The following is a 21502-nucleotide window of genomic DNA, read 5'->3' as shown; positions in this document are numbered from 1 at the left end:
CACGCTACGAAAGCACGGCCGTCACCAGCTCGGGCGACGAGGCGTGAACGAGGATCGAGTAGGTGAACAACCGTGGATCGGAGAGATCGCTTTCAAAGCGAACCGTGGTGCATTTCTCGAAGTACCGCGATTGACCGCTCGCCGCGTCGTGATAAAGCACGAGGCGAAATCGTCCGGCCGCGTTGTCGACATCGAGTCGCGTCCGCAGATTGAGCATCGCCAGCAGCATCGCATTCTCATCGAGACGCAATGAGCCGGCCACATGCCCGACCTGCCCTTCGAGCTGCACGTCGACGCCGTTGCGGGACTGGCCGGTCACCATGTCGCCGTCGGCGAGCGGCGTCTTGTACTTCTCGAAGTCCCACGAATCCGCAAGGCGGATCGCTGTTACCGGCCTCGGGAGCTGCCACAGGGCGCCCCCTTTCCAGATCGCAGGTTGAAACACCCACATCGATCGATTCCATCCCTGGTGGTGTGTGATGTCGCGGGGCGCGACGAAGCTCTCTATCCGCGTCGGACGCGCAGGGCCGCTCCCTGCAGGCGCAGGTCGCGGATGACCTCGTTGACGCCGCCAGCCTCCGCGACGTTCACGGTGATGCCGCCGAAATGATTGTTAGTCGTCGAGACCGGGACGTTTGTCTCCGGGAGCGAACGTGTCTGGCTCGCACTGCCGGCTGTCCCCCGATGAAGGGCTGTCAGAAACGTCGTCCCGAGTCTCTGCGTGGAATCGTGATTCAGAACGACTTCCCCCGCCGTGAAGAATGCCGGCGCGGCGTCGAATCCCGTCGGCATGCGCCCCGGCCTTGCTGTTCCACCTCCGCCGATGGCCGGAGTGGCGCTCATTGCACCAAGCTGCGCCAGCTGCGCTGCCACCCGCTGGATCGCCCCGCTCAACTGCGCGAGCGACGCCAGGGCCGGCTGGACATTGAGTGCGATCGTCTGTCCGCTGAGCTGCTGGGCCTGTCGCTGCACACCGGCCAGCTGCGAACTCAACTGCCGGAGTGGAGCCCCGGCCGCACCGACTCCCTGCAGTCCTTCGGACAACTCGCGCGAGCTGGCGCCTGCCTCCGACAGTCGTGTCTGAAACTCGTCGAGCTGCGAGACCACCGACTCCAGCTCACGCTGCAGGTCGGAACTGTCTCCCAGGATGCGGACGGTCAGTGATTCGGTGAACATGACTTGATCTCATCCCCGCGAACATGCGTGCCACGGACGTCTCGGCCGTGGGGCCCGAATTCGTCAGACGCGCGAGACCACCGGCGCCGTCGCGAACGACCGCCCCGTAAACGCGATGGCGTTGCTGTCGTCCCCTTCGGACATCGTGAGCGTCTCGCGGTAAACCTTGTGGAACACGATCTTCTCGCTCGCGGTTCCGGCCGGATCGACGACCGTGAATTCGAAGGTGAGCGTCTCCTGTTGCCCGGGAGACGACGTGCTGGCGATGCCGGACCCTGCGGTGAACATCAGGGTTTCATAGAGCTGCAGCGGATCGGCCGGGTTGGCCGACTTGCCCAGCAACTGCGTCCACCGCGCAGTGAACGAGAGCTGCACTGATTCGTCATCCCCTTTCCGAAGGTGGCCCGCCGCGATCGATCCCCGGTCTTTCACTTCGATCGTCCGCTGCCGCTGCGTCCAGGAGAGGTCTCCCTCATCGAGCAGCACGGTCAGCGTTTTCGGTGTGCCGGAGCCATCCTTGATCACCAGTTCGCCGTCGCGCAGGTTGCGCGTCAGTTGAGAAACCGCCATGTGTGGTCCTTCCGTTCGAGTTCCCTCATCCAGCCGTCCAGGAAACGTCACTGTTCCGCAAACGCATGCACGACGCCCCGCGCCGTGACGACGACATGCCTCAACGGTCGCCGCTGCTGGGCCGCGTGGAGCCGCGTCAGATCGCGCACGTCCGCCTCGCGAAACCGGATCGCGCCGATCACCGGCTCGTCCGAAGCCGTTCGGTCGATCACGTCAATCACCCGTCCGCTGATGACCGCCCGTGCCGTTTCCGCCAGGGCCTGGATCCGCGTCGTGTGAATCGATGTCCGCACAAAGACCTGCAGCGTCACACGGACGTCCCGCAACTCGGCCGGTGAGTCACGTTGCGCCACGCCGTCCATCGCGTCGCAGGAAAACTCGATCCATTCCGGCGTCGTCTCGGCATCGAGGACGATGCCGGGCAGCGCCAACGGCAGGCCGTCGGGCAGTTCCAGGGCGAGATGCCGCTGCAGTGTGGTCGTCAAAACGTCGAGTGAGATCATGGCCCGTTCGAATCATTCGCCCAGTTGAAACCAGCCGGCGATGACGCCGCGCACGGAAGCAAGCGATCGCCGTACCATCTGGAACGGCGTCATCCGCGTCGTGCCATACTCGAGGAAAGGGACATAACGGACGGTGTTTGTGGCCGAGATCGTGGTCGTCGCCGCTTCGTGTTGATGATTGAGCGAACCACTCGCCAGTCCTTCCGCAATCGGCCCGCCAGCAGCGGCCGCCCCATTCGCTTCCCCCCGAAGTTCGTCCAGAGCGGCCTTCCAGGCCGCCCGCGAACGCCCCGTGTCGACCGGGTTCAGCTGAATCGTGCTTTCAAGTGCTGCCTCCATTCCCCGTTCCACCATCGTCCGGCGGGCATCGGGAACCCCATACCGGGCTAACTCCCTCAACCGGTGAAGGTCACCCCCATCCACCTGAACGCGAATCTGCATGGCCTTCCCCAAGGAACACGAACACCATCCCTACCCACGACCCACCACCAACGCCCCACTCCCCAGTCACGTGACCTGTCCGCGAATCTGCACCGTCTGGCCGTCGGCCGAACGCGTGACCTCGATCACCCCCCACTCGCGGCCCGATGCCAGGATGCGGCACGCCGTCAGCGGCAGGTCGTCCGGCAGATCGATCGATCGCACCAGAAAGACGCATTCCATCACCGCGTGCTGCATGGCCGTCTGCCTGGTGGCCGACGTGCTCGGCGGAAACAGGACGGCGGCGACCTCATGGTTCGTCGCGCTCTCCGAGAGGTCGTCGAATTCGGAGTTCAGCCCCTGGTCCACGCGGCAGACGATCACCGGCCGCGACCAGTCGGCGAACAGCCGGTCCAGCTCCGAGTCTCTCAATCGATCGATCATCAGAGCACCTTCTGGATCGCCAGGCTGCAGATCGCGCCGAGCACGAACGTCAGCGCCGCCAGGACGGGCGTGAGGCTGTGTTTCCAGCGTTCGATCGACCGCAGCCGGTCCTCGTGATCGGCCGTCGTCTCGGTGAGATCGACAAGCGCCACGCGCAGCCCTTCGAGGTTCACGTTGATCTGCTGCAAAGCCTCGACCACCCGGTCGAGCCGCTCGTCCTCCCTGGCCATTCCGTCTCCTGCCTCGCCATCCGCTGGCGGAAAGATCCTGAATTCGTGGCTCATGAGCAGCAGCCCGCCTGTGTCGTGACCCACGCCGGGCGATTCTCGAGCCGGCCCTGGTACTGCCGCCGTGCTTCCAGCAGCGCCCGCAGGTTGACCGACCGATCGGTCAGGGCCCCCGCGCCGCCGGGCGTTCCATACCGCAGGGCCGACAGCTTGCCGTCCCGCAGCAGGTTGGTGATGTCGAGATCGATCAGCGCGAGGATCCCCTGCAGTTGCTCGTCACTGAGTTCCTGTCCCGACACGCTCGTCAAATCCGGCAAGTCCATTGGTTCCTCCAGAAGCCCGGCTTCTCCCGTCGCCTGCACTTCAAGAAGCCGGGCTTCCTGACGCTAAAGCGTGAACTCCGATTCCTCGCGCCTCACCTGGTCGTACGCCAGCAGGCGAACCTGTTCGTCGTAGCTCATCCGTTCAAACTCATCCGGCCGCATGCCGAAACGCTCACACGCCCGCATCAGGAAATACTCGAGCGTCCGCGGAGTCGACGTGGTCATGCCGGGCCGACATTGTCCGGCAACGAAAAATTTCCGCGGGCATCCCGCAGGTGCTCGTCCAGCAACCGGCTCACCCGGCAGATCAGTCCGCACAGCCGCGTCAGATCGCCGGACGTGAATCCTGCCGCTTCCAGTTCGGCAAACAGGGCGTCTGCGTAGGCCGTCCAGCCCGCCGGTTCGGTCAAACCAGCGGCCGGCGGAGTCGCGGTCCATTCCACATCCGGGTCGTCCCGAAGCGCCTCTGCGACCGCCAGGACGGCCACCCGCTGGTGGTAAAACTCGACCGCCGCGAGATACGCCGCGTCGCTCTCGTCCCTGAGTGTGACGGCATGTCCCTGCGCATCCCGCAGCGGCGAGCCGCCCGCATCGCGCGCCACCCGCATCGGAGGCTGCGGCGGGACGAGGCCCAGCGTTCGCAGGCGACGATGAAATCCCAGCGGCAATGGCCGGATGAGGAGCGGCAACACCGAACCGTCCCCCCGCACCAGCGACACACGCTGCGATCCCACTCCCACCAGCTCCTGACCCCGCACCCGCATCGCAGTCTCCCTTCGTAGAGGCCCGCACCCCGGCCGCCCCCCAGCAGCCGGGGTGCTTTCAAGCAGCGTCGTCATCAAAGCGCGACGCCACTCGTGCTTCCTACCCACTACCCACTACCCACTCAGTTCCCATCCACCTTCGTCACGAACACCGTGTCCACCGCACTGATGCCGCCGTAGTACCGGGCCTTCACCCGCAGCACGACATCCCGCTCGAACGCCGCTTCGCTGTCGTTCTTCTGCAGGAACGTCTGCACGGGCCAGATCTCGGTCCACACGAACTGCCGGCGGAAATCGCCGACGAACCAGTCGTTCGCCGCCTGGCCCCCCTGCTCGTCGATGAACGGACTCGACAGCACCTCGAACAGCCCCCCCACGGGGTTGGCGAACTTCGTTTCGGCGCCGCCGGCCGTCACGGTCACCTCCGTCGATCTCACAATGCTGTGGGCCGTACCGCGCAGCCGCTCCGGAACCAACATCTGCTTCGCTGGGACGACGATCGGCCGGCGATCGCCATCGATCCGGTCGTCAATCACCTGCGTCGCCCGGTAGTGCAGCGCGAGTTCGACATCGGTCCAGTCGATCAGCGGGATCGCCGTGTTGAACGAGGTCGACGTGGTGTTGCCCGCGCCGACGTAGTTGCGCCGACTGCCGTCCGCGGCGTACAGCTCCATGCCCACCCCGTTGGGACGGTAGACGTACTGTCCGGTCGCCGCGCCGGCGTCCGTGACGGCCCGCACGATCGTCCGCTCCCGCTCCTGCCGCAGGTAGTAGCCCAGCGCCATCGCGCGGCGGTGAATCTCGCCCGTCTGGTCGAACCCAATCAGCTCCTCGGTGATCGACAGGATCCGCCCCTGCTTCGATTCCAGCGTCGTGACGTACTTTTCCTCGAACGTCGACTCCTCATACGGATGGTTCTCGGAGACTTCCGTCGGACCCGCCAGGGCCGTGAAGCCAGCCAGCTTCTGGCTGCGAAGCCGGCTCGGCAGCACTGTCACCAGCTTGTCGCCGATGAAACCGCTGTCGTCGTCGTAACCTTCGATCACCTTCCGCCCGATCAGCTCCCCGGAAACGACCTGGAACAGGTTGGTTCCGACGCCGGGGTTCGATTCGCTCAGCAGCTCCGGCAACGACTCCGCCGGAGACAGCGATTCCTGCACCGACTTCAGCCTCGGCAGAACACCGCACGCATCCGCCAACTCGTAGTACGAGAAATCGTCCGGAGTCAGCTCCTTCTCATTCAGGAGCTCGACCACCTTGTGATAGAAGCCTCGCGGCCCGTGGGATTCGATCAACGCGCGCAACTGTGGCATCGTTCCATCCGATGATGTGTAAAAGAGGACAATCTCGTTGCCGACGCTGCCAGCGTCGGACCGCATTCCCTTGAGCTCCAGACGCTGGCCGCGTCCGCCCTGACGCGCCCCGCTCAGCCCACCGCCGCATTCACGTTCGCGCTCGCCGCGCTGAACGCCGAAGCAAACGAAACCCGCAGCGTCCCGGACGCCGTCGCCTTGAACTCCACCGACCTGGCGATCGCCGCCGCGGCCACGGCCGTTTCCAGCTGCTGGTTCTGCAGCGCGCTGGACGATTCATCCGGCCCCAGCATTGCCCCGACCTCATACGTCGTCGACGGGACATCCATCTCGTAGACCGACAGCGGACTGACGTCGACCGAGACCGGCGAGGTGTCGCCGTCCTTCGACTGCTGGTGGGCAACGCCGATGAACTTCGCCGCGAAGGCTCCCTGAGTCGTCGCCAGGTTCGTCGTCCACGTGAACGCCGATGCCGGTTTCACGTCGTCGCCGTCCAGCCACACCATGTCCCCCGCCTCGATCACTGTCCCCGCATCAACGCGGCATTTCACCAGCTGCACCTGCCCGGACCGAAAACGCAGTTTGTTCATCGACAGAATCCCCGTTGGAAAAAGCCCGGCTTCTTGAAGCCAGAATCCGACCGACCACCAAGACCCGGCCTGCACACACAGGAAGACGCCGGGCTTTTCGCCCCCTCATCGCCCGCGAACGGCGGCCACAAATGCACCCCTCGACAGGCCGCTGCCCCCCTCAAGCCTCGGCGAGCTAGTCGCCCGCGCGGGCCGCATCCGCTCCAGCAACGAAACCCCTGCGGGGGCGGTCGCGTCCCTGCGACGATGCGCCTCCTCCTGGACGCCCGCCCCCGCAGCCAACACCCCGCCCGCTTTCTCAAGCGCCGCCTCGACACGCTCCAGAACAGACACCAGACGCGGCAGAACCTCGTCCATCATTCCCTTGTCGGCGCTGCCAGGACCGGGCGGCGCCGATTCGGAAACGGCCGGCTCGCGGACTTCCTCGGCTTCCCGGAAGTCCACATCCGGTCGCCGCGGAGGACCGTCCTCCGATTCCCGGAATGTCGAGGTCGTCGCCGGACGCACGACCACGTCGACCGAGATCACGTCTTCAATCCGCTCCACCGTCGTGCCATCCACCGAGCGCTGCGCGAGGACGACGTGCGACATCCCGACGCCCGGAGTGTTTCCCTCCACCAGCGCCAGGAACGTCCGGCCCGATTCGGTCTCGAGCACCCGCACGTCGCCGCGCAGGCGGCCCGCGTCGAATCGCGGATTCACGATCGATCCGACCAGGTCCCGCGTGCTCCGGGCCGCCGCTTCCACCGCCTGGCCGGCATGATCCAGGAAGACCGGCTTCTGATCGTAAAGCCGCGCCGCACGCCGGAGCGCTGACTCGGAATAGCGATAACCGTTCTTCGACTCGCATCCGGAAAGGGCAATGTTCCTCAGAAGTCGAGCCGACTGGTCGAACTCCGCCACCGCCCGCCAGTCCGCCACCTGTTCTCTCAGCCGACTCACCGCCATGCCTGTGCTCCTGTCTCGATGTTGGGCCTTCAAAAGTCACGGACGTGGTTGCGCGCAATTTTTGAAAGCGACGAGAGACACGGCGGCGCTCCTCCGCGCGGAGAAACTTCCGGAAAGCCCCCTTCCCGCGCCGTTGTTACCAGAGTCACCCTGAAGACATCAAAAACCAAACCGATTGACGAGGCGCCACGATGTCCATGATTCGACCGAACGGCCAGAAAGTCGTCCTGCCCCGCTCAGGAACGGAGCAGCAGTGGGACCTGATCTTCATCCACTACGCGAAGACCGACCTTCAGAAATGGAGGTACCTCGCGATGCTCGCGCTCAAGGAGAGCGCCGGATGGCCGCTCGACGGCATCGGAAACGTGTTCGATCACCCCAAGGGGCACATCAGCCGCTGCCTGGCCCAGGTCAAACGGGAGTTGCGGGCGAGGTTCTCCGCACAGGAACGCTGCGGAGTCGCCGAGTCGGAAGACGAGTTCCTCGCAGCCTGAGTCCCATTCCGCCGCACAGAATCAGGTCGCCTTCACGCTCATGAACATTCAACGATTACCCGTCACGCAGATCGTTCCCGCCCCCTACAACCCGCGCCGCGCCCTGAAGCCGGGAGACGCCCGGTTTGAGAAACTGGCCCGCTCCTTGAATGAGTTCGACCTCGTGCAGCCGCTCGTCTGGAACAGCCGCACCGGACACCTCGTCGGCGGGCATCAGCGTCTGGAGGTTCTGAAGCACCGCGGATGGAGTGAGGTCGACTGTGTCGTCGTCGATCTCACTCTCGAACGGGAAAAAGCCCTGAACGTCACTCTCAACAACGCGGAGGTCGGCGGCGACTGGGAGCTGGATCGCCTGGCCGAACTGCTGGCTGACCTCCACGAACTTCCCGACTTCGATGCGACGCTCACCGGGTTCGATGAGCGGCAATTGACCGATCTGCTCATGCGGCCGATGGACGACGACTTCGAAGAGGTCGATGAAAAGCCGGACGTCGTCACGGCCACGCTGGAGATCCCGCACGAGGCCTGGGCCGCCGCGCAGACGAGGCTCAACCAGCTCCTGTCAGAGGCGCCGAGCATCCGCCTGCACGTGTCCGACTGACCCGAGAATTCCGCGAAGGGATTGACGCCGCAAAAATGCCGCGGGTACCCTCAATGGGACCGAGCCGTATAGCTTCTGGACGGCAAGTTCTTGCCCACGGCTCAAGAACATCCAATTCTCGGGGGAGATTGGCATGTCGCTTCTGTTGCGGAAGAGGGGCTTTACGCTGATTGAGCTGCTGGTGGTGATCGCGATCATCGCGATTCTGATCGCCCTGCTCTTACCGGCCGTGCAGCAGGCCCGAGAGGCCGCCCGGCGAACTCAATGCAAAAACAATCTGAAGCAATTCGGGCTGGCGCTGCACAACTATCTCGATGTGCACGGCCGTTTTCCGATCGGCCAGCAATTCCGCGGCGCCTGGGACGGAACTGTCGACAACGCCGGCGCCGCAGGCGATGGCGGCACGGGCTTCGCCTGGGGAACCTACGTCCTGCCCTTCATCGATCAAGCGCCGCTGTTCAACCAGTTCGACTTCAACGTTCCGATCCAGAACACGTCAATCCCGGCTTCTGTGAACAACGCGAGACTGGCAGGCACTGCACTTCCAATGATTCGCTGTCCGTCCGATATCGCCCCCCCCACCGGCAATCAGGGAGGCGCCGGCCTCATCGGCACCATTCGACCCGCCGCCGTCGCCAGCTATAAGGCATCCGCTGGTTCCTACTAGGGAAACCAGGGTGGGTGGCCCAACGCCAACCAGGATCGTCGCAACGGCCTGTTCTACCGCGATAGCTCGATCCAGCTCCGCGATATCACCGACGGCACGACCAACACGATCGCCCTCGGAGAAGTCTGCTGGACGCAGACGGAGAACTGCCGCTTCTTCGGCGCTGTCGACTATGACCTCGGATATGCGATCGATGGCACAGGCAACAACGCCCAAAGCCAGCGTTTCATGGCCACCACCCAGGATGCGATGAACCTCCCGGTCCTGACTGTACCCCCGCCGAACGGCAACGCGCCGGAGCGAAACGACGCCTTCTCCAGCCAGCACGAAGGCGGCGCGCAGTTCGTCCTCTGCGACGGCTCCGTCCGCTTCATCAGTGAAAACATCCAGCACACGACGCTCCTCTGGGTCGCGGCCAATCCCTACGACCGCACCAACAATGGGCTCGGCTACGGGATCTACCAGCGCCTCGGCTCACGGGCCGACGGGCTCGTGCTCGGCGACTTCTAGTCTTCGGGCAGGTCTTTGACGCAATCGCCGGCAGCCGCTCGTCAGGAGCGGCTGCCTTCGCGGAGGATGCGAGATGAAGCTCTGTCACGTTTCGTGCTGGGTCCTGCTCTCGATGCTCACCGTCGGCTGCGGATCAAGCGGGCCAGAACTCTCCACCGTCGGCGGCACCGTCAAGCTGGACGGTGCCCCCCTGCCGCACGCATTCGTCACCTTCACACCCGCATCCGGCCGTCCCTCCTTCGGAGGCACTGATGAAAACGGCTACTATGAGCTCGTCTATACGGACGACAAGAAGGGCGCAATTCCAGGCGAACACACCGTGAAGGTCTCAACGCTCCGCCGCGCCGACCCTGAAAGCGGGACGAAGGCCGAGCCCGAACGGATCCCGGCCAAGTACAACAGCAAGTCGGAACTCAAGAAAACCGTTGAGCCGGGCTCCAACACCATCGACATCGACGTCACGTCCGAGGGCAAGGTCCTGCAGCCCGCCAGGTAATTTCAGCCAAGCTGTTCAAGAAACGCCTCGATCGCCTCATTCACCGCGGGAGGATTCTCGAGCGGCGCCATGTGCCCCGCGTTCGGAATGACTTTCAATTCCGCCTGCGGCATCCGGTTGGCAATCGTGGTCATCTCATCCGCCGGCGAAATGGCATCGTGCTCTCCCACAATGACGAGACACGGGATGTCCATCCCCGCCAGGTCATCCGAGTAGTCCCGCCGTTCGGCCATGCCACGGGCCGCGGCCGAGACTCCGGCCGGATTGGCCGACTCGATCACGCGCCGCGTCGCATCGACGATCTCCGGCCGGGTCAGCGCCGTTTTCTCGGCGAAGAGCTTCGGCAGCATCGTGTCCGCGAGGAATGACGTTCCCTCTTTCAGAACCCGCTCCGCGGTGACGCGCCGCGCCTTCGCCGCCTCCGGCATATCCGCGAGCGACCGCGTGTCGCACAGGATCAGCCCCTTCAGGAGGTCCCGATGGTTTTCCTGGAACGCGAATGCGATGTAGCCCCCCATCGACAGCCCGCAGAGCACCACGGGCCCAAGCTTCATCGCCTTGATCACGGCCGCCACGTCATCCGCGAACTCGGCCATCGTGACCGTCTTGTTCCGCGGGGGAGACTTTCCGAAGCCCCGCAGGTCGAGCGCCACCACCCGGTGCGTCGACGAAAACCGTGCGATCTGGTCCTTCCACATCGAGTGGTCCAGCGGAAATCCGTGCAGCAGCACGAGCGGCGTCCCCTCTCCGGAGTCGTCGACGGAAAACGAGCCGCGCGAAGTGTCGATCATCTGCTGCATGTTGCTGCCTTTCGGAGGAATCCAGAGTACCACGCGGCGCCCGCCCGAGAAGCCGCGATCGGGCGATCTCCTGCGCACGGAGCGGCACACCGCGAGAATCGATCGCCACGCGTGCAAACCCAGCACTCTCCCGTTCCAATAAAACCATGCGTATCGCGGAAGTCTTTCATTCGATCCAGGGAGAAGGCCGGCTCACAGGCGTTCCCAGCGTGTTCATCCGGACCAGCGGCTGCAACCTGCGCTGCTGGTTCTGCGACACGCCCTACACCTCCTGGAACCCCGAAGGCGAGGAACGAACCGTCCATTCCCTCGTCGAGGAAACGACCGCCTTCCATTGCGGCCACGTCGTCATCACCGGCGGCGAGCCGATGCTGGTGAAGGACGTCGCGGACCTCGCAGCCCGCCTCAAGGACGCAGGCAAACACATCACCATCGAGACCGCCGGAACCGTCGACCTCAATCTCCCCGCCGATCTCATGTCGATCAGCCCCAAACGCGCCAATTCCACTCCCAACCCCGACACCGGCTGGGCCGAACGTCATGACGCCCGCCGACATCGCCCCGACGTGATCAACCGGCTGACAACCGACTACGACTATCAGCTCAAGTTCGTCGTCGACCGGCCGGACGATCTCGACGACGTTGCGAAGTACCTCGAAGAATTCCCGCACCTCGATCCCGCCAGGGTCTACCTGATGCCCCAGGCGATCGATCGCAACCCGCACGCCGAAAAATGCGCCTGGCTCGGCGACGCCGCGGAAAAACGCGGCTGGAAACTCTGCCGAAGACTGCACATCGAACTCTTCGGAAACAAACGCGGAACCTGACGCCGCTCACTTTCGGCGGAAGAAGGTTCACCACAGAGACACAGAGGGCACAGAGAAGAGGGAGATCGCGGATCGTGCAACGGCCGCCGGTCTGAAATGGAGCCGAGTCGTACCCGATGACAAATGACGATTGACCAATGAGGATTGACCAATTGGATCACGAAGCGGAACTCCATCATCCCGACCGCGATCTCCCTCTTCTCCCAATCTCTGTGCCTCTGTGGTGACCTTCTACAATCAGTCGTCCTGCATCCTCAGCGCCTCCCGCCCCCATGCACATCGCCATCATCACCGCCGGCGGGGCCGGGATGTTCTGCGGCTCGTGCATGCACGACAACGCCTGGGCTCGCGCTCTCATCGAGGCGGGGCACGAAGTCTCGCTCGTCCCGACCTACACCCCGCTGCGGTTGGACGAGCCTGTCAGCGGCGATGTCAGCCGGGTGTTCCTCGGGGGCGTCAATGTTTATCTCGACGCAACATCCAGGCTCTGGCGTTCCGTTCCGCGGCCGCTCAAGCGCTGGCTCGACAGTCCCGTTCTCCTCAACCTGGTCTCCCGGCTCGCAACGCGCAACAACTACTCCGAACTGGGCGATCTCACGCTGGCGATGCTCGAAGGGGAGCGCGGTCCTGAAGCGGCGGCCATTGATGAGCTGGCCAGCTTCCTCGCCGAACTGAAGCCCGACGCCATCATCCTCAGTAACGTCCTGCTGTCGGGGATTGCGACCCGCATCCGCGAACGGGTTGGACAGCCAATGTTCGCCGTGCTCCAGGGAGACGACGTCTTCCTCGACGCCCTGCCTCCCCAATTTCGCGAGAGGGCCACAGCGGCCATTCGCGATCGCCTGCCGGCCTTTGATCGACTGCTCACACACACGCGGTTCTATCGCGACTACATGGCCGGTTATCTCGGAATCGAACCGGGGCGCATCGAGCTCCTGCCGCTCTCCATCGACGCGACCGAGCACATGGGCCGCCCGACCCTCCGCGAAGCCCGTTCGCCGACAGTCGGCTTTTTTGCACGCCTGGCGCCCGAGAAAGGGCTGCATCACCTGGTCGATGCGATGGAACTCGTCCGCAAGTCGATTCCGGACGCATGCCTCAAAGTCGGCGGCTACTACTCGAAGCAGTACGAGGCCTACTTCGAACCGCTCAGGCGTCGAACGTCGAATTGGGGTGACGGCTTCCACTATGCCGGCAGCCCGGCGTCTCTCCGCGACAAGATCGCATTTTTCGAGAGCTGCGACGTCGTGTCCGTGCCAACCGAGTTCCTCGAACCGAAGGGACTCTATGTGCTCGAGTCACTGGCGAATGGAACGCCCGTCGTGCAGCCCGCCCATGGCAGCTTTCCGGAACTGATCGAAAGCACTGGTGGAGGCTGGCTGGCCGAACCAAAGAACCCCGAGTCGCTCGCCAGAGAACTCCTCACCGCGCTGACCGATCCCGCCTTGCGGCTGCAGAGGGCCGAGCGCGGTTATGGCGGAGTGCGCGCGAGCCATTCCCCGGCCGCGCTGGCGTCCCGGACCGTGGCGATCCTGCGAGGCGCGTCCTCGCAGTCGCCAGCGGCCGTGAGAACAGCCTAAAAGCCGCGGGCCGCCTTGATGTCGTCCATCGTCCGCAGGCCGTAGCCGATCCCGACGTAATCGAGGACCGAGCACAGTGCCCGCACGGCCACGCCCATGCCGTCCGGCCCACTGAACCCGCCGAACTGTCCGCCCCCCTTGAGGTGCGGCTCGAGTTCCAGGAACACGCCCGGCGCGCCGAGCGACTGCATCCGCTCCGTCAGCTTCGGCAGGACGCACTTGAAATCGCGGAGGATCGCTTCGTGGGCCGAGTCGCCCACGTCGGCCGGAACGAAGTTCTTCAGCCGCTCTTCGTCGACGACGCCCGTCCACTTCAGGTCGCGGTCGACCTTGTAGTCCTTGATGTGGATCCAGCCGATGTGATCCCGCATCGCCGCGTATTCGTCGAACACTTCCATCCACGTCATGTTCTGCGACGACAGGTTTCCGCCGTCGAAGATACAGACCATGTTCTTCCGGCCGGTCTTCTCCGTCAGCGCCGCCAGCAACCGACCGTTCTGGCCGATCAGGTTCGCTTCGACTTCGAGTCCGTAAACCAGTCCCGCCTCACCGCAGGCGTCGACGATCGGCTTCAGGCGTTCGACCGCCGCATCGATGTACTTCCACGGATCGTCGCCGGCCGGCTGGTAAAACGAGAACCCGCGGATCAGCTTCGCCCCCAGCGCCTTCGCCGCCTTCAGAGTGGAGGCGACTTCGGTCTTCATGTACTCGGCCGGGTCGACGTACTTGTTGTGCGACTTGTCGGCGAAGTCCGTCAGCTTCACCTTCCCGATCCGCGAGCCGATGCTCGTGACCGACAGGCCGTATTCCTTCTGCAGGTCGGCCAGTTTCGCGAGTTCCGCGTCATCCAGAGCGACGACGTGCTTCACCGTCCCGGCACCGGTGACGTCCACGAAACGCGGGCTGTAATACTTCAGTCCCAGGGCCGCGAGGGCGGAGAACTGTTCGACGGCGGTCTTGTGGTTGGCGGCTTCGTCGGCGAAGGCGCTGAGAAGAATTTGGGCAGGCATGTCAGCAATCGTTTCGTGCAAAAAACAGAGTGGGCCGGAATTGTTGTTCGCTCGTTGCGCGATGGGAAGCGTCAACACCCGCTTCCTGCCCTCCCCGTCGGGAATCACTCCTGGCTCGTTGCGCACGAGCCGCATCAATTCTTCGGTTCGGACGGCGACCGGACCCAGTCCGGAAGCTGGCCGACGGTTTCGCGGTAGTCGTTCCGCAGCGTGCCGAACATCCTGTCCCAGATCAACGTGTAGAAACCGAAATTGCAGCCGAGATCCTGGTGATGCCGTGCGTGGAACGTGCTGCCTGCAATGTCACGCAAAACGATCCATCGCTGCCACGATGCGGGGAACGGCTCGACCCCCAGGTGTCCGATGGTGCCAAACAGCACGTTCAGCACGAGGTAGATCGACATCCCCAGCCAGGACGGCTGAAACAGCCACAGCACGACCAGCCACAGCACGCCAAACGAGAGGTTCTCAACCGGATTGAGAATGAACAGCGTCAACGGCCGCGGGCGGTCGTAGTCGTGATGCATCCGGTGCAGCCAGTGGAAGATCCACGGATGGTGGGCCAACCGGTGCAGGACGTACATGGCCGCATCCATCACCAGCAGCAGCACCACGACTTCGCCGAACGCCCGCCATCCGACGTCCGTCCGAAACCCGATAATCCCTTTGCGCCATAGCGCCAGCCCGATCAGCGTGGTGACCGTATTGGTCAACACGGCACTGGCGGCGATCGCCACTTCGATTCGGGCCAGCGGAGGGGGCGGATAAGCGACGCGCCGCTCCGGGCAGCTCCGCGTCAGCCACTCCCCGAACGCCACCGCCAGCAGCAGGATGAATGCGTTCTCGGCCAGGAGCACAAGCACCGCTTGCCACCACGGCGCGATCCGCAGCCATTCGATCAGCTCGACCAATGGTCCTGCTCCTGATGCACGGCCCCTCTGCTCCGGTCCTGAACCGGCACGCCAAACCCCGAAGATGCCCGCGTTGCGGTTCCCATCGCTGGGCGCTGGCCGGCGTCCTCTCTCACACGATGAACCGCTCATCCGCGAACGGATGTAACTGGCCGAGCGTCTTTTCCCGGGGCAGCATGTCGACGAGCGCCTCGGCCATTTTGAAGTCTTCCTGGGTCGTGATCTTCAGGTTCAGTGGCGAGCACTCGACAATCGTGACGCCCCGCCCCGCGTTCTCGAGCAACTGGGCTTCATCGGTGGCCGCCAGCGTCCCCCGTTTTCCGAACGCATCGAGCAGCCAGTCGCGGCGGGCCACCTGCGGAGTCTGTGCGGCCCACAATCCGTCGCGCGGAATGGTCTCCACGATCTTGCGGTCGCGATCGACTTTCTTGACGGTGCTGGAGATCGGCAAAGCGGGAATGGCCGCTCCATCCCGGATCGCGGCCGCGAACACGTCTTCGATCCATTTCTTCACGATCATCGGCCGGGCCGCATCATGCACGGCTACGAAATCGATGTCGCTCCGCACCCGGGCGAGCGCATTCTGAACGCTGTCGGCGCGCTCCTTTCCGCCGGCCACGATCTCGACGTTCATGAACGCCAGGTTCGCGCGAAACTTCTCCTTGAACCACTCAATCTCATCCGGCGGCAGCACGATCAGCGCCTGCTTCACGTCGTCCCGGCTGAGGAACAATTCGAGCGAGCGCACCCACACCGGCCTTCCCTTCAGGTCGATGAACGGCTTTTTGCGACGAGGATCGCCAAAACGCGAGCTGCTGCCCGCGGCGGGCAGGATGACGGCGAACGAGGGCATCTTGGAAACCTCCAGCATGAACGCGGCGTCGTGACCTGTGGATCACGACGCCGCGAACGAACGTTCTCTCAATCATCCCGGAAGGCGACGTCCGAGAGCAGGATCACTTCGTAAAGGTGTAGAGGCCCTTCCCGTTCGGCGTCACCACCATGAAGTACGCTTCGCCCGCTTCGTCTTCTCCGAAGCTCACGATCGGCAGCTTCTCGCTCGGGATCCCCTCGTTGGCGATTACCTTGCCGGTGGCTTCATCGTAGTGCAACGCCCAGATCAGGCCGCTGACGTAATCGGCGTACAGGTACTTCCCTTCCAGTTCGGGGAACTTCTTCCCGCGGTAAACGAACCCGCCGGTGATCGACTTGCCCACCTGGTGGTCGTATTCCCAGATCGGTGCCACCGATTCGAACGCGGCCGGCTCGGCGACGCTGCCGAACGGCTTCGTCCCTTCGCGGAAATTCCAGCCGTAGTTCTTCCCGATCGACACGATGTCGATCTCTTCCCACAGGTTCTGTCCGACATCCGCGGCCCACAGGTGTCCGGTCTTGCGATCGAATGCGATCCGCCAGGGGTTCCGGAAGCCATAGGCGAAGATCTCCGGAGCGGCGCCGCTCGTGTTCGCGAACGGGTTGTCCTTCGGAATGCCGTAGTTCTTGCCATTCTCCTTCTTGTCGACGTCGATCCGGAGGATCTTGCCGAGGATCTTGCTGGTGTTCTGGCCGTTGCGGAACGGATCGTTGCCGGCCCCGCCGTCTCCCAGGGCGATATAGAGGTAGCCGTCCGGTCCGAAGACGATCGTCCCGCCGTCGTGGTTCCAGAACGGCTGCTCGATCAGGAGGATCTGTTCCTCGGAGGCGGGGTCAGCCTTGTTGGGATCGTCCTTCGACACGCGGAACCGCGACACGATGCAAGGCGCGGCCTTGCCTTCGGGCGCCGGAATCTTGCTCGACGTGTAGTAGATGAAGAACTCGCCGTTCTGCTTGAACTTCGGATGGAACGCCATCCCGAGGAAGCCCTGCTCGTTTTCCTTGTCGCGGTAGAGTACGCGATCGGTGATATCGAGGAAGACTTTCGTCGCTTCGACGTCCGGCTTGCTCTCGAAGGCGTGCACCACGCCGTGCTGCGTCGGAACGAAGGCGCGATTCGTTCCGTCACCGGCATGCGTCAGCAGGATCGGACGATGGCTCTGCAGCCGGCCCGCCTCATCTTCCGGCGACCAGCCGGTCCAGGTCAGCTTCGGGAACGCCTGCGTCACCTTCAGCGGCAGTTCGCGATCAATCGGGTTCGGGGCCGTGCCATCGTCCGGCAAGTTGCGGATCTTGATATTCCGGAAGGCGATCTGGCCGGCGTGGTCTCCCTGCAGGCAGATGTGTCCTTCCGTCGCCTTTCCGAACTTCGCATGCTTCGCGAACTTGCTGGCCGCGACCTTCTCGTCCCAGTCCTTGCTTCCCTTCTTGAACGTCGCGTACCGGATGCCGTTCATGTTGATTTCGCTGCCGGCCGGCGTGACGCGAAGCTGAATCTGGTTCCACTCGCCAGCGGGACGGGTCGCATCGGTGATTTCGCCCGTCACCCGATCTTTCATCGCCGGGTAGAGCTGATACAGCCAGCCCGATTTCTGCGGATCGTGTCCCGCCTTGTTGTCCTGGAGCTGGATTTCTGGTCCCGTCTGCCACGGCATTTTCTCTTCTTCCGTGACGTGGAACATCAGGCCCGAGTTGCCCCCTTCGGAGATCTTGTATTCGAGGGAGAGTTCGAAGCTGCCGAACTTCTCCTTCGTGATCATGTTGCTGGCCTTATCCGACTTCTGGATCGCGCCCTCCTTCACGATCCAGGCCGGGTTGAGGGCGTCCTTCTGGTAGTCTCGGAATCCGTCGGCCGACTTGCCGTCGAACAGCAGCTTCCAGCCCGACTTCTGTTCCGAAGCGGTGAGCGTATTGGGCTCGTTCGCTGAAGCGACCGGATTCAGGGCGAGCGCCGCGCAGGCGCCGGCCGCGGCAGCAAATGTTTGGAGGGACCGCAGCATCGGTGAGTACCTGTGGTGGGGACGGGTCGGTATGCAGGACCGTCCACGATAACCGCCAGACAGGGAGATCGTCACGCGTCTGGCGTTCGAGATCGGCGCGGCGCGTTCCGCTGTGTGAGACAGTGGTGCGAAGACTGCATTGTTCCTGAGTACGACCGTTCGCGGGTGCGCGCCGGCGGGGATCGCCAGCGTCAGTTCCAATCACGTCCGAATCGCTTCGATTCCGATCCTGTCCCAGGTTGTTCAAGCTACAGTGGTCCGGGCGCCTCCATTCATTCCGGGATGACCCCAGGAGGCGACCCGCGAAACCGATAGCAGGAGCGAGAACAGTTCGATGGGCTTCGTCACTCGGCCGCTGGTCGCGGTTCTTGTCCTGATGGCTGGCCGCCTCGCGCCGGCCGACGCGGCGGATCTCCGCGCGGCGGCGTTCCGAGTCGACGTCACGCCGCCGGTCGGCGACGGCCCCTGTGTCGGATTCATCCCCCGTGTCGAATCGATCGAACACCCGCTACTGATGAAGGGGCTCATCCTCCAGAACGGATCGAACACCTACGTTCTCGCCGCTGTCGATTTCTGCGGCATCGCGAACTCCAGCGACCTCCGGCTGCGGCGGGCCATCGCCGAAGCTGCCGAAACGACCCCCGAGCGAGTCGCCCTGCAGTCGCTCCATCAACATACGGCCCCCGTCCTCGACACCGATGCCGCCCGCATCCTGTTCGGGGAAGCGCATCCACGGTTCCTCGCGCACCAGCAGTTCCAGGAGACGGTTGCCCACGCCGCCTCCAAGGCCGTGACGGAGGCCCGGGAGACGTTGCGGCCTGTGGTCCGGATTGTCGGCACGAAGGCCCGCGTGAAGCAGGTCGGCGCGAATCGCCGGGTCCGGCGTGCAGACGGCTCTATCGGCATCCGCTTCAGTGTGACGCGGGAACCAGAAATCCGGGACGCCGACGAGGGGCTGATCGATCCCTGGCTTCGCTCCCTGACCTTCTTCGACAGCGACCGGGCGATTGTCCAACTGCACTACTACGCGACCCACCCGCAGACGACTTCGGGCGGCCGGGTTTCCTATGACACAGTGGGCCTGGCGCGCGAGCGGTCGGAGCAGGCGACTGGGATTCCGACGATCCATTTCAACGGATGCGGAGGGAACATCACCCTCGGGAAATACAACGACGGGACGCCGGAGGCCCGCGAGCGGCTGACGACGCGATTGTTCGAGGCCATGCAGCAATCGAATGCGGCGATCCACGGCCGGGCCGACTGTGACGTGGCGCCTGCAGCACTCGACGATGCGGCGATCCGCTGGGATGCGGTCGAGGCTCCCTTCATGATTCGTGACGACGCCCCGTACGACCTGGTCACGCTGCGCCAGCAACTCAGCGACGCCCAGTCGGCGGGAGTCCGGCTGAAGGCGGCATGTTTCCTGGCGTTTCGCGAGCGGCTCGAAGCGGGGGATCGGCCGACGATCACTCGACTGAGGATCGGCGCGCTGGACATTGCTCACCTTCCGGGTGAACCGTTTGTCGAGCATCAACTCCTGGCGCAGCACACGGGACGGGCGGGCGGATTCGTATGCGTGGCCGGGTATGGCGACTGCGGAGTGTGGTACTACGGTCCCGACTCGATCTACACGGATCGCGGCGGTTACGAGCAGACGTGGTGTCTGACGGGGCCGTGCGAGAAAACAGTTGCAGCCGCCCTGAGGCGGCTGCTCCAGTAGGGGGCACCCCTCACATCGTTCAGCTTTTCAGCGACTCGAGCTTCGCGAGGAACTTGTCGAAGGAGGCCTTCACGTCGTCGCCGACGCCGGGGAGCGCCTTGGCCTTGTCGACGAGCGTCCGGAGGAAGGCGGCGCCTTTGTCGACCATGGCAACGATGGCGGTCTTCGCACCTTCGGGCAGGTCCTTCAGCTTGGCGCCGAGGCCATCGATCGTGCCTTCGATCTCCGTCAGCTTGCCCATCGCGGTCTGGGCCGTTTCGCTGGAGGTGATGCCTTCCAGGGTCTGCTTCGAGGAATCGAGGAGTCGGGAGAAGTCGGCCATCAGTTCCGGTCCGCCCTTCACATCGGCCACGGCAGCTTTTGCCTTATCGAAGGCCGCACCGAACTCGCCGCCGAACTGGGAGGCAAGCTCCTTTCCTTTCTCGAGCGCGGTGTTCGCCACATCGGCAGCCTTGTCGCCGGCTTCCTTTGCGGCGGCGGTGGCCTGATCGGCTGCGGCTTCCGCCTTGGCGGCCGCGGCTTCGGCATCTTTCTTGGCCGATTCGACCTCCGCCTTGGAGCAGCCCGTGGCCGCGAGCAAACCAGCGAGACACATCGGGAAGAGACGTCGCATCACAGCCTCCAGAGGTTGGTGATCAGGAGTGTCGAATTCAGCCCGCGGAATTGCAGGACAGCCTGCTGAGAAATTGTTGACTTGGCAGGCGGGGAACGCAAATCACAGTGCGAGATGCGATTGCTCGTGGCCGCGTCGCCCGGAGAGAGATTGCCCGGCGCGCAAAAAAACACGCCCGGAACCGCTTGAGAAAAGTGAATGGCTTCCTTGCCGAAAGCCATCCTTGGTGGACCGAAGTGTGGGGCCTCGGTCGGAGGGTGTCGAGTGAGCCTTCTCTCATGCGGGCCGGGCGCGTGCATCCTTGCCACAAACGTCCGTTCCACGGGCGTTGGGCCAAAGGTCGCGTCGGGTCTACTCGGTCAGCCCCTTGAAGAGGGGGCCGAACTCGGGCATGTCCTGACGCAGTTGTTCCTGCCAGGCACGCGGGTTCCACAGTTCCACACAGATGACGGCCCCGACGATGATCACATCCTGTCCCGAAGCCACTTCGAGAAAGTCCCGGAAGCCTTCCGGAATCAGTAGCCGGGATCGATTGGCCAGCTTCACCGTTTCCGATCGCGTCGAAAGCAGTCGGCCGAGACGCTGAACGTCTCCCCATCGCTGCTCCATTCGGCCCATCGCGATCTTCTGACGGATCAGTCCGACGCCCGCGTCCCAGCGTTCCCGCCAGTCGCGGGCGGGCCAGAGGCTGAGGCAGCCGGCCCGTTCTTTGGCGACGATCGTTTCGCCGCTTTCATCCGTCACCGCCGCCGCCATGTCGCCGGGGAGCTGCAGCCGGAACCGTTCGTCGACGGTCCGACGCGTTTCGCCGGTGATGAAGGTGGTGGGAGGTGTGATCACGACAGCCAGTCTACGGAAGGCTTGGTCGGCCTTCCATTCTGTTTGGGCGTGAAACCCACGTTTTGAATTCTGAAAGAGCGGTTGTGGGCGTCAAACCCACGAGGACGATACCCGCGTCCGGCCCGGGAATCAAATGCTTGGTCCAGATTTCATGATTTGTGCGGTTTTGACGGGGAATGCGGCGGGATCCACTCCTCCACGCGAAGCGCCCTGTTCGCAATGATGCTTCGTGTCGGTCGGCCGGGCGCGCTCCGGTCAACACCTCCACATTGCTGTCCCTCG

Annotated in this window: 27 protein-coding genes and 1 pseudogene; 7 read left to right on the top strand and 21 right to left on the bottom strand. The window is 64.0% G+C overall.

The features are described 5' to 3' along the window. Positions 1-4 precede the first annotated feature (4 nt). From Pan44_RS00835 to Pan44_RS00780, 13 genes are all read right to left on the bottom strand, one after another. Positions 5-451, bottom strand: a complete 447-nt coding sequence (locus Pan44_RS00835) for a hypothetical protein (RefSeq protein WP_145026324.1) — start codon at positions 449-451, stop codon at positions 5-7. Between the two features lie 53 nt (positions 452-504). Continuing rightward, entirely contained in the window at positions 505-1176 is a 672-nt protein-coding gene (locus tag Pan44_RS00830) for a hypothetical protein (protein ID WP_145026321.1), read from the bottom strand. Positions 1177-1239: 63 nt separating this feature from the next. Beyond that, on the bottom strand, positions 1240-1746 hold the full coding sequence (locus tag Pan44_RS00825; protein WP_145026318.1) for a hypothetical protein: 507 nt from the start codon (positions 1744-1746) through the stop codon (positions 1240-1242). A gap of 47 nt (positions 1747-1793) precedes the next feature. Then, a complete protein-coding gene (locus Pan44_RS00820) occupies positions 1794-2249 on the bottom strand; it encodes a hypothetical protein (protein ID WP_145026315.1) in 456 nt (151 codons plus the stop codon). 12 nt (positions 2250-2261) lie between these two features. Then, positions 2262-2690 (bottom strand): hypothetical protein, encoded by a 429-nt coding sequence (locus tag Pan44_RS00815; protein WP_145026312.1) that lies wholly within the window; start codon positions 2688-2690, stop codon positions 2262-2264. 66 nt (positions 2691-2756) lie between these two features. Further along, complete coding sequence (locus Pan44_RS00810; RefSeq protein ID WP_145026309.1) at positions 2757-3113, bottom strand: hypothetical protein; 357 nt, start codon at positions 3111-3113, stop codon at positions 2757-2759. Further along, positions 3113-3397 (bottom strand): hypothetical protein, encoded by a 285-nt coding sequence (locus Pan44_RS00805; RefSeq protein ID WP_145026306.1) that lies wholly within the window; start codon positions 3395-3397, stop codon positions 3113-3115. Before Pan44_RS00805 ends, Pan44_RS00810 begins: the two co-directional genes overlap by 1 nt. Beyond that, entirely contained in the window at positions 3394-3663 is a 270-nt protein-coding gene (locus Pan44_RS00800) for a hypothetical protein (protein ID WP_145026303.1), read from the bottom strand. Before Pan44_RS00800 ends, Pan44_RS00805 begins: the two co-directional genes overlap by 4 nt. A gap of 63 nt (positions 3664-3726) precedes the next feature. Beyond that, positions 3727-3888: a hypothetical protein gene (locus tag Pan44_RS27180; protein ID WP_197453729.1), complete on the bottom strand. Its 162-nt coding sequence runs from the start codon at positions 3886-3888 to the stop codon at positions 3727-3729. Next, entirely contained in the window at positions 3885-4427 is a 543-nt protein-coding gene (locus tag Pan44_RS00795; RefSeq protein ID WP_145026300.1) for a hypothetical protein, read from the bottom strand. Before Pan44_RS00795 ends, Pan44_RS27180 begins: the two co-directional genes overlap by 4 nt. 122 nt (positions 4428-4549) lie before the next feature. Beyond that, entirely contained in the window at positions 4550-5806 is a 1257-nt protein-coding gene (locus Pan44_RS00790) for a phage major capsid protein (protein WP_145026297.1), read from the bottom strand. Positions 5807-5853: 47 nt separating this feature from the next. Next, positions 5854-6330, bottom strand: coding sequence for a hypothetical protein (locus Pan44_RS00785; protein ID WP_145026294.1), 477 nt, complete (start codon positions 6328-6330; stop codon positions 5854-5856). 105 nt (positions 6331-6435) lie between these two features. After that, positions 6436-7278 (bottom strand): hypothetical protein, encoded by an 843-nt coding sequence (locus Pan44_RS00780; RefSeq protein ID WP_145026292.1) that lies wholly within the window; start codon positions 7276-7278, stop codon positions 6436-6438. 191 nt (positions 7279-7469) lie between these two features. Between Pan44_RS00780 and Pan44_RS00775 the strand changes: the two genes are divergently transcribed. The 4 genes and pseudogenes from Pan44_RS00775 to Pan44_RS00760 all read left to right on the top strand — a co-directional run bounded on the left by Pan44_RS00775 (position 7470) and on the right by Pan44_RS00760 (position 10046). Further along, on the top strand, positions 7470-7772 hold the full coding sequence (locus tag Pan44_RS00775; RefSeq protein ID WP_145026289.1) for a hypothetical protein: 303 nt from the start codon (positions 7470-7472) through the stop codon (positions 7770-7772). A 40-nt stretch (positions 7773-7812) separates the two neighbouring features. Further along, positions 7813-8373, top strand: a complete 561-nt coding sequence (locus tag Pan44_RS00770) for a ParB N-terminal domain-containing protein (protein ID WP_145026287.1) — start codon at positions 7813-7815, stop codon at positions 8371-8373. Positions 8374-8506: 133 nt separating this feature from the next. Continuing rightward, positions 8507-9550, top strand: a pseudogene (locus Pan44_RS27710) (DUF1559 domain-containing protein). Between the two features lie 73 nt (positions 9551-9623). Beyond that, positions 9624-10046 carry a carboxypeptidase-like regulatory domain-containing protein gene (locus tag Pan44_RS00760; RefSeq protein WP_145026284.1) on the top strand — a complete coding sequence of 141 codons (423 nt, stop codon included), beginning with the start codon at positions 9624-9626 and terminating at the stop codon, positions 10044-10046. Between the two features lie 2 nt (positions 10047-10048). On the opposite strand, the gene Pan44_RS00755 is transcribed toward Pan44_RS00760, so the two are convergent. Continuing rightward, positions 10049-10846: an alpha/beta fold hydrolase gene (locus Pan44_RS00755; protein ID WP_145026281.1), complete on the bottom strand. Its 798-nt coding sequence runs from the start codon at positions 10844-10846 to the stop codon at positions 10049-10051. Positions 10847-10992: 146 nt separating this feature from the next. Between Pan44_RS00755 and Pan44_RS00750 the strand changes: the two genes are divergently transcribed. Further along, entirely contained in the window at positions 10993-11673 is a 681-nt protein-coding gene (locus Pan44_RS00750) for a 7-carboxy-7-deazaguanine synthase QueE (RefSeq protein WP_145026278.1), read from the top strand. A 272-nt stretch (positions 11674-11945) separates the two neighbouring features. Next, on the top strand, positions 11946-13253 hold the full coding sequence (locus Pan44_RS00745) for a glycosyltransferase family 4 protein (protein ID WP_145026275.1): 1308 nt from the start codon (positions 11946-11948) through the stop codon (positions 13251-13253). On the opposite strand, the gene Pan44_RS00740 is transcribed toward Pan44_RS00745, so the two are convergent. The 4 genes from Pan44_RS00740 to Pan44_RS00725 form a co-directional block, all read right to left on the bottom strand. Continuing rightward, positions 13250-14263: a sugar phosphate isomerase/epimerase family protein gene (locus Pan44_RS00740; protein WP_145026269.1), complete on the bottom strand. Its 1014-nt coding sequence runs from the start codon at positions 14261-14263 to the stop codon at positions 13250-13252. The genes Pan44_RS00745 and Pan44_RS00740 overlap by 4 nt on opposite strands. Before the next feature lie 134 nt (positions 14264-14397). Next, the gene (locus Pan44_RS00735) at positions 14398-15174 is read right to left on the bottom strand and encodes a sterol desaturase family protein (protein WP_197453728.1); all 777 of its coding nucleotides are present in this window, start codon (positions 15172-15174) and stop codon (positions 14398-14400) included. Between the two features lie 112 nt (positions 15175-15286). After that, positions 15287-16027 carry a 2-C-methyl-D-erythritol 4-phosphate cytidylyltransferase gene (gene ispD, locus Pan44_RS00730; protein ID WP_145026263.1) on the bottom strand — a complete coding sequence of 247 codons (741 nt, stop codon included), beginning with the start codon at positions 16025-16027 and terminating at the stop codon, positions 15287-15289. A 103-nt stretch (positions 16028-16130) separates the two neighbouring features. After that, on the bottom strand, positions 16131-18047 hold the full coding sequence (locus tag Pan44_RS00725) for a PQQ-dependent sugar dehydrogenase (RefSeq protein ID WP_145026261.1): 1917 nt from the start codon (positions 18045-18047) through the stop codon (positions 16131-16133). A gap of 334 nt (positions 18048-18381) precedes the next feature. On the opposite strand from Pan44_RS00725, the gene Pan44_RS00720 reads away from it, so the two are divergent. Further along, a complete protein-coding gene (locus Pan44_RS00720) occupies positions 18382-19767 on the top strand; it encodes a hypothetical protein (RefSeq protein ID WP_145026258.1) in 1386 nt (461 codons plus the stop codon). A 19-nt stretch (positions 19768-19786) separates the two neighbouring features. Here the strand turns inward: Pan44_RS00720 and Pan44_RS00715 are convergent, their stop codons facing one another. The 3 genes from Pan44_RS00715 to Pan44_RS00705 all read right to left on the bottom strand — a co-directional run bounded on the left by Pan44_RS00715 (position 19787) and on the right by Pan44_RS00705 (position 21220). Then, positions 19787-20380 carry a hypothetical protein gene (locus tag Pan44_RS00715; RefSeq protein WP_145026255.1) on the bottom strand — a complete coding sequence of 198 codons (594 nt, stop codon included), beginning with the start codon at positions 20378-20380 and terminating at the stop codon, positions 19787-19789. Further along, positions 20380-20601, bottom strand: coding sequence for a hypothetical protein (locus tag Pan44_RS00710; RefSeq protein WP_145026252.1), 222 nt, complete (start codon positions 20599-20601; stop codon positions 20380-20382). Before Pan44_RS00710 ends, Pan44_RS00715 begins: the two co-directional genes overlap by 1 nt. Positions 20602-20731: 130 nt before the next feature. Next, positions 20732-21220 carry a division/cell wall cluster transcriptional repressor MraZ gene (locus tag Pan44_RS00705; RefSeq protein ID WP_231754189.1) on the bottom strand — a complete coding sequence of 163 codons (489 nt, stop codon included), beginning with the start codon at positions 21218-21220 and terminating at the stop codon, positions 20732-20734. Between the last annotated feature and the right edge of the window lie 282 nt (positions 21221-21502).

The sequence above is a fragment of the Caulifigura coniformis genome, from assembly GCF_007745175.1.
In the GTDB taxonomy this organism is placed as follows: domain Bacteria; phylum Planctomycetota; class Planctomycetia; order Planctomycetales; family Planctomycetaceae; genus Caulifigura; species Caulifigura coniformis.
Note: the sequence above shows the minus strand (reverse complement) of the source record. Positions and strands in the feature narration are given on the sequence as shown.

Coding starts and splice junctions, on each gene's coding strand:
- Pan44_RS00835 (WP_145026324.1), bottom strand. CDS start 451: ATGTGGGTGTTTCAACCTGCGATCTGGAAAGGGGGCGCCCTGTGGCAG.
- Pan44_RS00830 (WP_145026321.1), bottom strand. CDS start 1,176: ATGTTCACCGAATCACTGACCGTCCGCATCCTGGGAGACAGTTCCGAC.
- Pan44_RS00825 (WP_145026318.1), bottom strand. CDS start 1,746: ATGGCGGTTTCTCAACTGACGCGCAACCTGCGCGACGGCGAACTGGTG.
- Pan44_RS00820 (WP_145026315.1), bottom strand. CDS start 2,249: ATGATCTCACTCGACGTTTTGACGACCACACTGCAGCGGCATCTCGCC.
- Pan44_RS00815 (WP_145026312.1), bottom strand. CDS start 2,690: ATGCAGATTCGCGTTCAGGTGGATGGGGGTGACCTTCACCGGTTGAGG.
- Pan44_RS00810 (WP_145026309.1), bottom strand. CDS start 3,113: ATGATCGATCGATTGAGAGACTCGGAGCTGGACCGGCTGTTCGCCGAC.
- Pan44_RS00805 (WP_145026306.1), bottom strand. CDS start 3,397: ATGAGCCACGAATTCAGGATCTTTCCGCCAGCGGATGGCGAGGCAGGA.
- Pan44_RS00800 (WP_145026303.1), bottom strand. CDS start 3,663: ATGGACTTGCCGGATTTGACGAGCGTGTCGGGACAGGAACTCAGTGAC.
- Pan44_RS27180 (WP_197453729.1), bottom strand. CDS start 3,888: ATGACCACGTCGACTCCGCGGACGCTCGAGTATTTCCTGATGCGGGCG.
- Pan44_RS00795 (WP_145026300.1), bottom strand. CDS start 4,427: ATGCGGGTGCGGGGTCAGGAGCTGGTGGGAGTGGGATCGCAGCGTGTG.
- Pan44_RS00790 (WP_145026297.1), bottom strand. CDS start 5,806: ATGCGGTCCGACGCTGGCAGCGTCGGCAACGAGATTGTCCTCTTTTAC.
- Pan44_RS00785 (WP_145026294.1), bottom strand. CDS start 6,330: ATGAACAAACTGCGTTTTCGGTCCGGGCAGGTGCAGCTGGTGAAATGC.
- Pan44_RS00780 (WP_145026292.1), bottom strand. CDS start 7,278: ATGGCGGTGAGTCGGCTGAGAGAACAGGTGGCGGACTGGCGGGCGGTG.
- Pan44_RS00775 (WP_145026289.1), top strand. CDS start 7,470: ATGTCCATGATTCGACCGAACGGCCAGAAAGTCGTCCTGCCCCGCTCA.
- Pan44_RS00770 (WP_145026287.1), top strand. CDS start 7,813: ATGAACATTCAACGATTACCCGTCACGCAGATCGTTCCCGCCCCCTAC.
- Pan44_RS00760 (WP_145026284.1), top strand. CDS start 9,624: ATGAAGCTCTGTCACGTTTCGTGCTGGGTCCTGCTCTCGATGCTCACC.
- Pan44_RS00755 (WP_145026281.1), bottom strand. CDS start 10,846: ATGCAGCAGATGATCGACACTTCGCGCGGCTCGTTTTCCGTCGACGAC.
- Pan44_RS00750 (WP_145026278.1), top strand. CDS start 10,993: ATGCGTATCGCGGAAGTCTTTCATTCGATCCAGGGAGAAGGCCGGCTC.
- Pan44_RS00745 (WP_145026275.1), top strand. CDS start 11,946: ATGCACATCGCCATCATCACCGCCGGCGGGGCCGGGATGTTCTGCGGC.
- Pan44_RS00740 (WP_145026269.1), bottom strand. CDS start 14,263: ATGCCTGCCCAAATTCTTCTCAGCGCCTTCGCCGACGAAGCCGCCAAC.
- ispD (WP_145026263.1), bottom strand. CDS start 16,027: ATGCCCTCGTTCGCCGTCATCCTGCCCGCCGCGGGCAGCAGCTCGCGT.
- Pan44_RS00725 (WP_145026261.1), bottom strand. CDS start 18,047: ATGCTGCGGTCCCTCCAAACATTTGCTGCCGCGGCCGGCGCCTGCGCG.
- Pan44_RS00720 (WP_145026258.1), top strand. CDS start 18,382: ATGGGCTTCGTCACTCGGCCGCTGGTCGCGGTTCTTGTCCTGATGGCT.
- Pan44_RS00715 (WP_145026255.1), bottom strand. CDS start 20,380: ATGCGACGTCTCTTCCCGATGTGTCTCGCTGGTTTGCTCGCGGCCACG.
- Pan44_RS00710 (WP_145026252.1), bottom strand. CDS start 20,601: ATGGCTTTCGGCAAGGAAGCCATTCACTTTTCTCAAGCGGTTCCGGGC.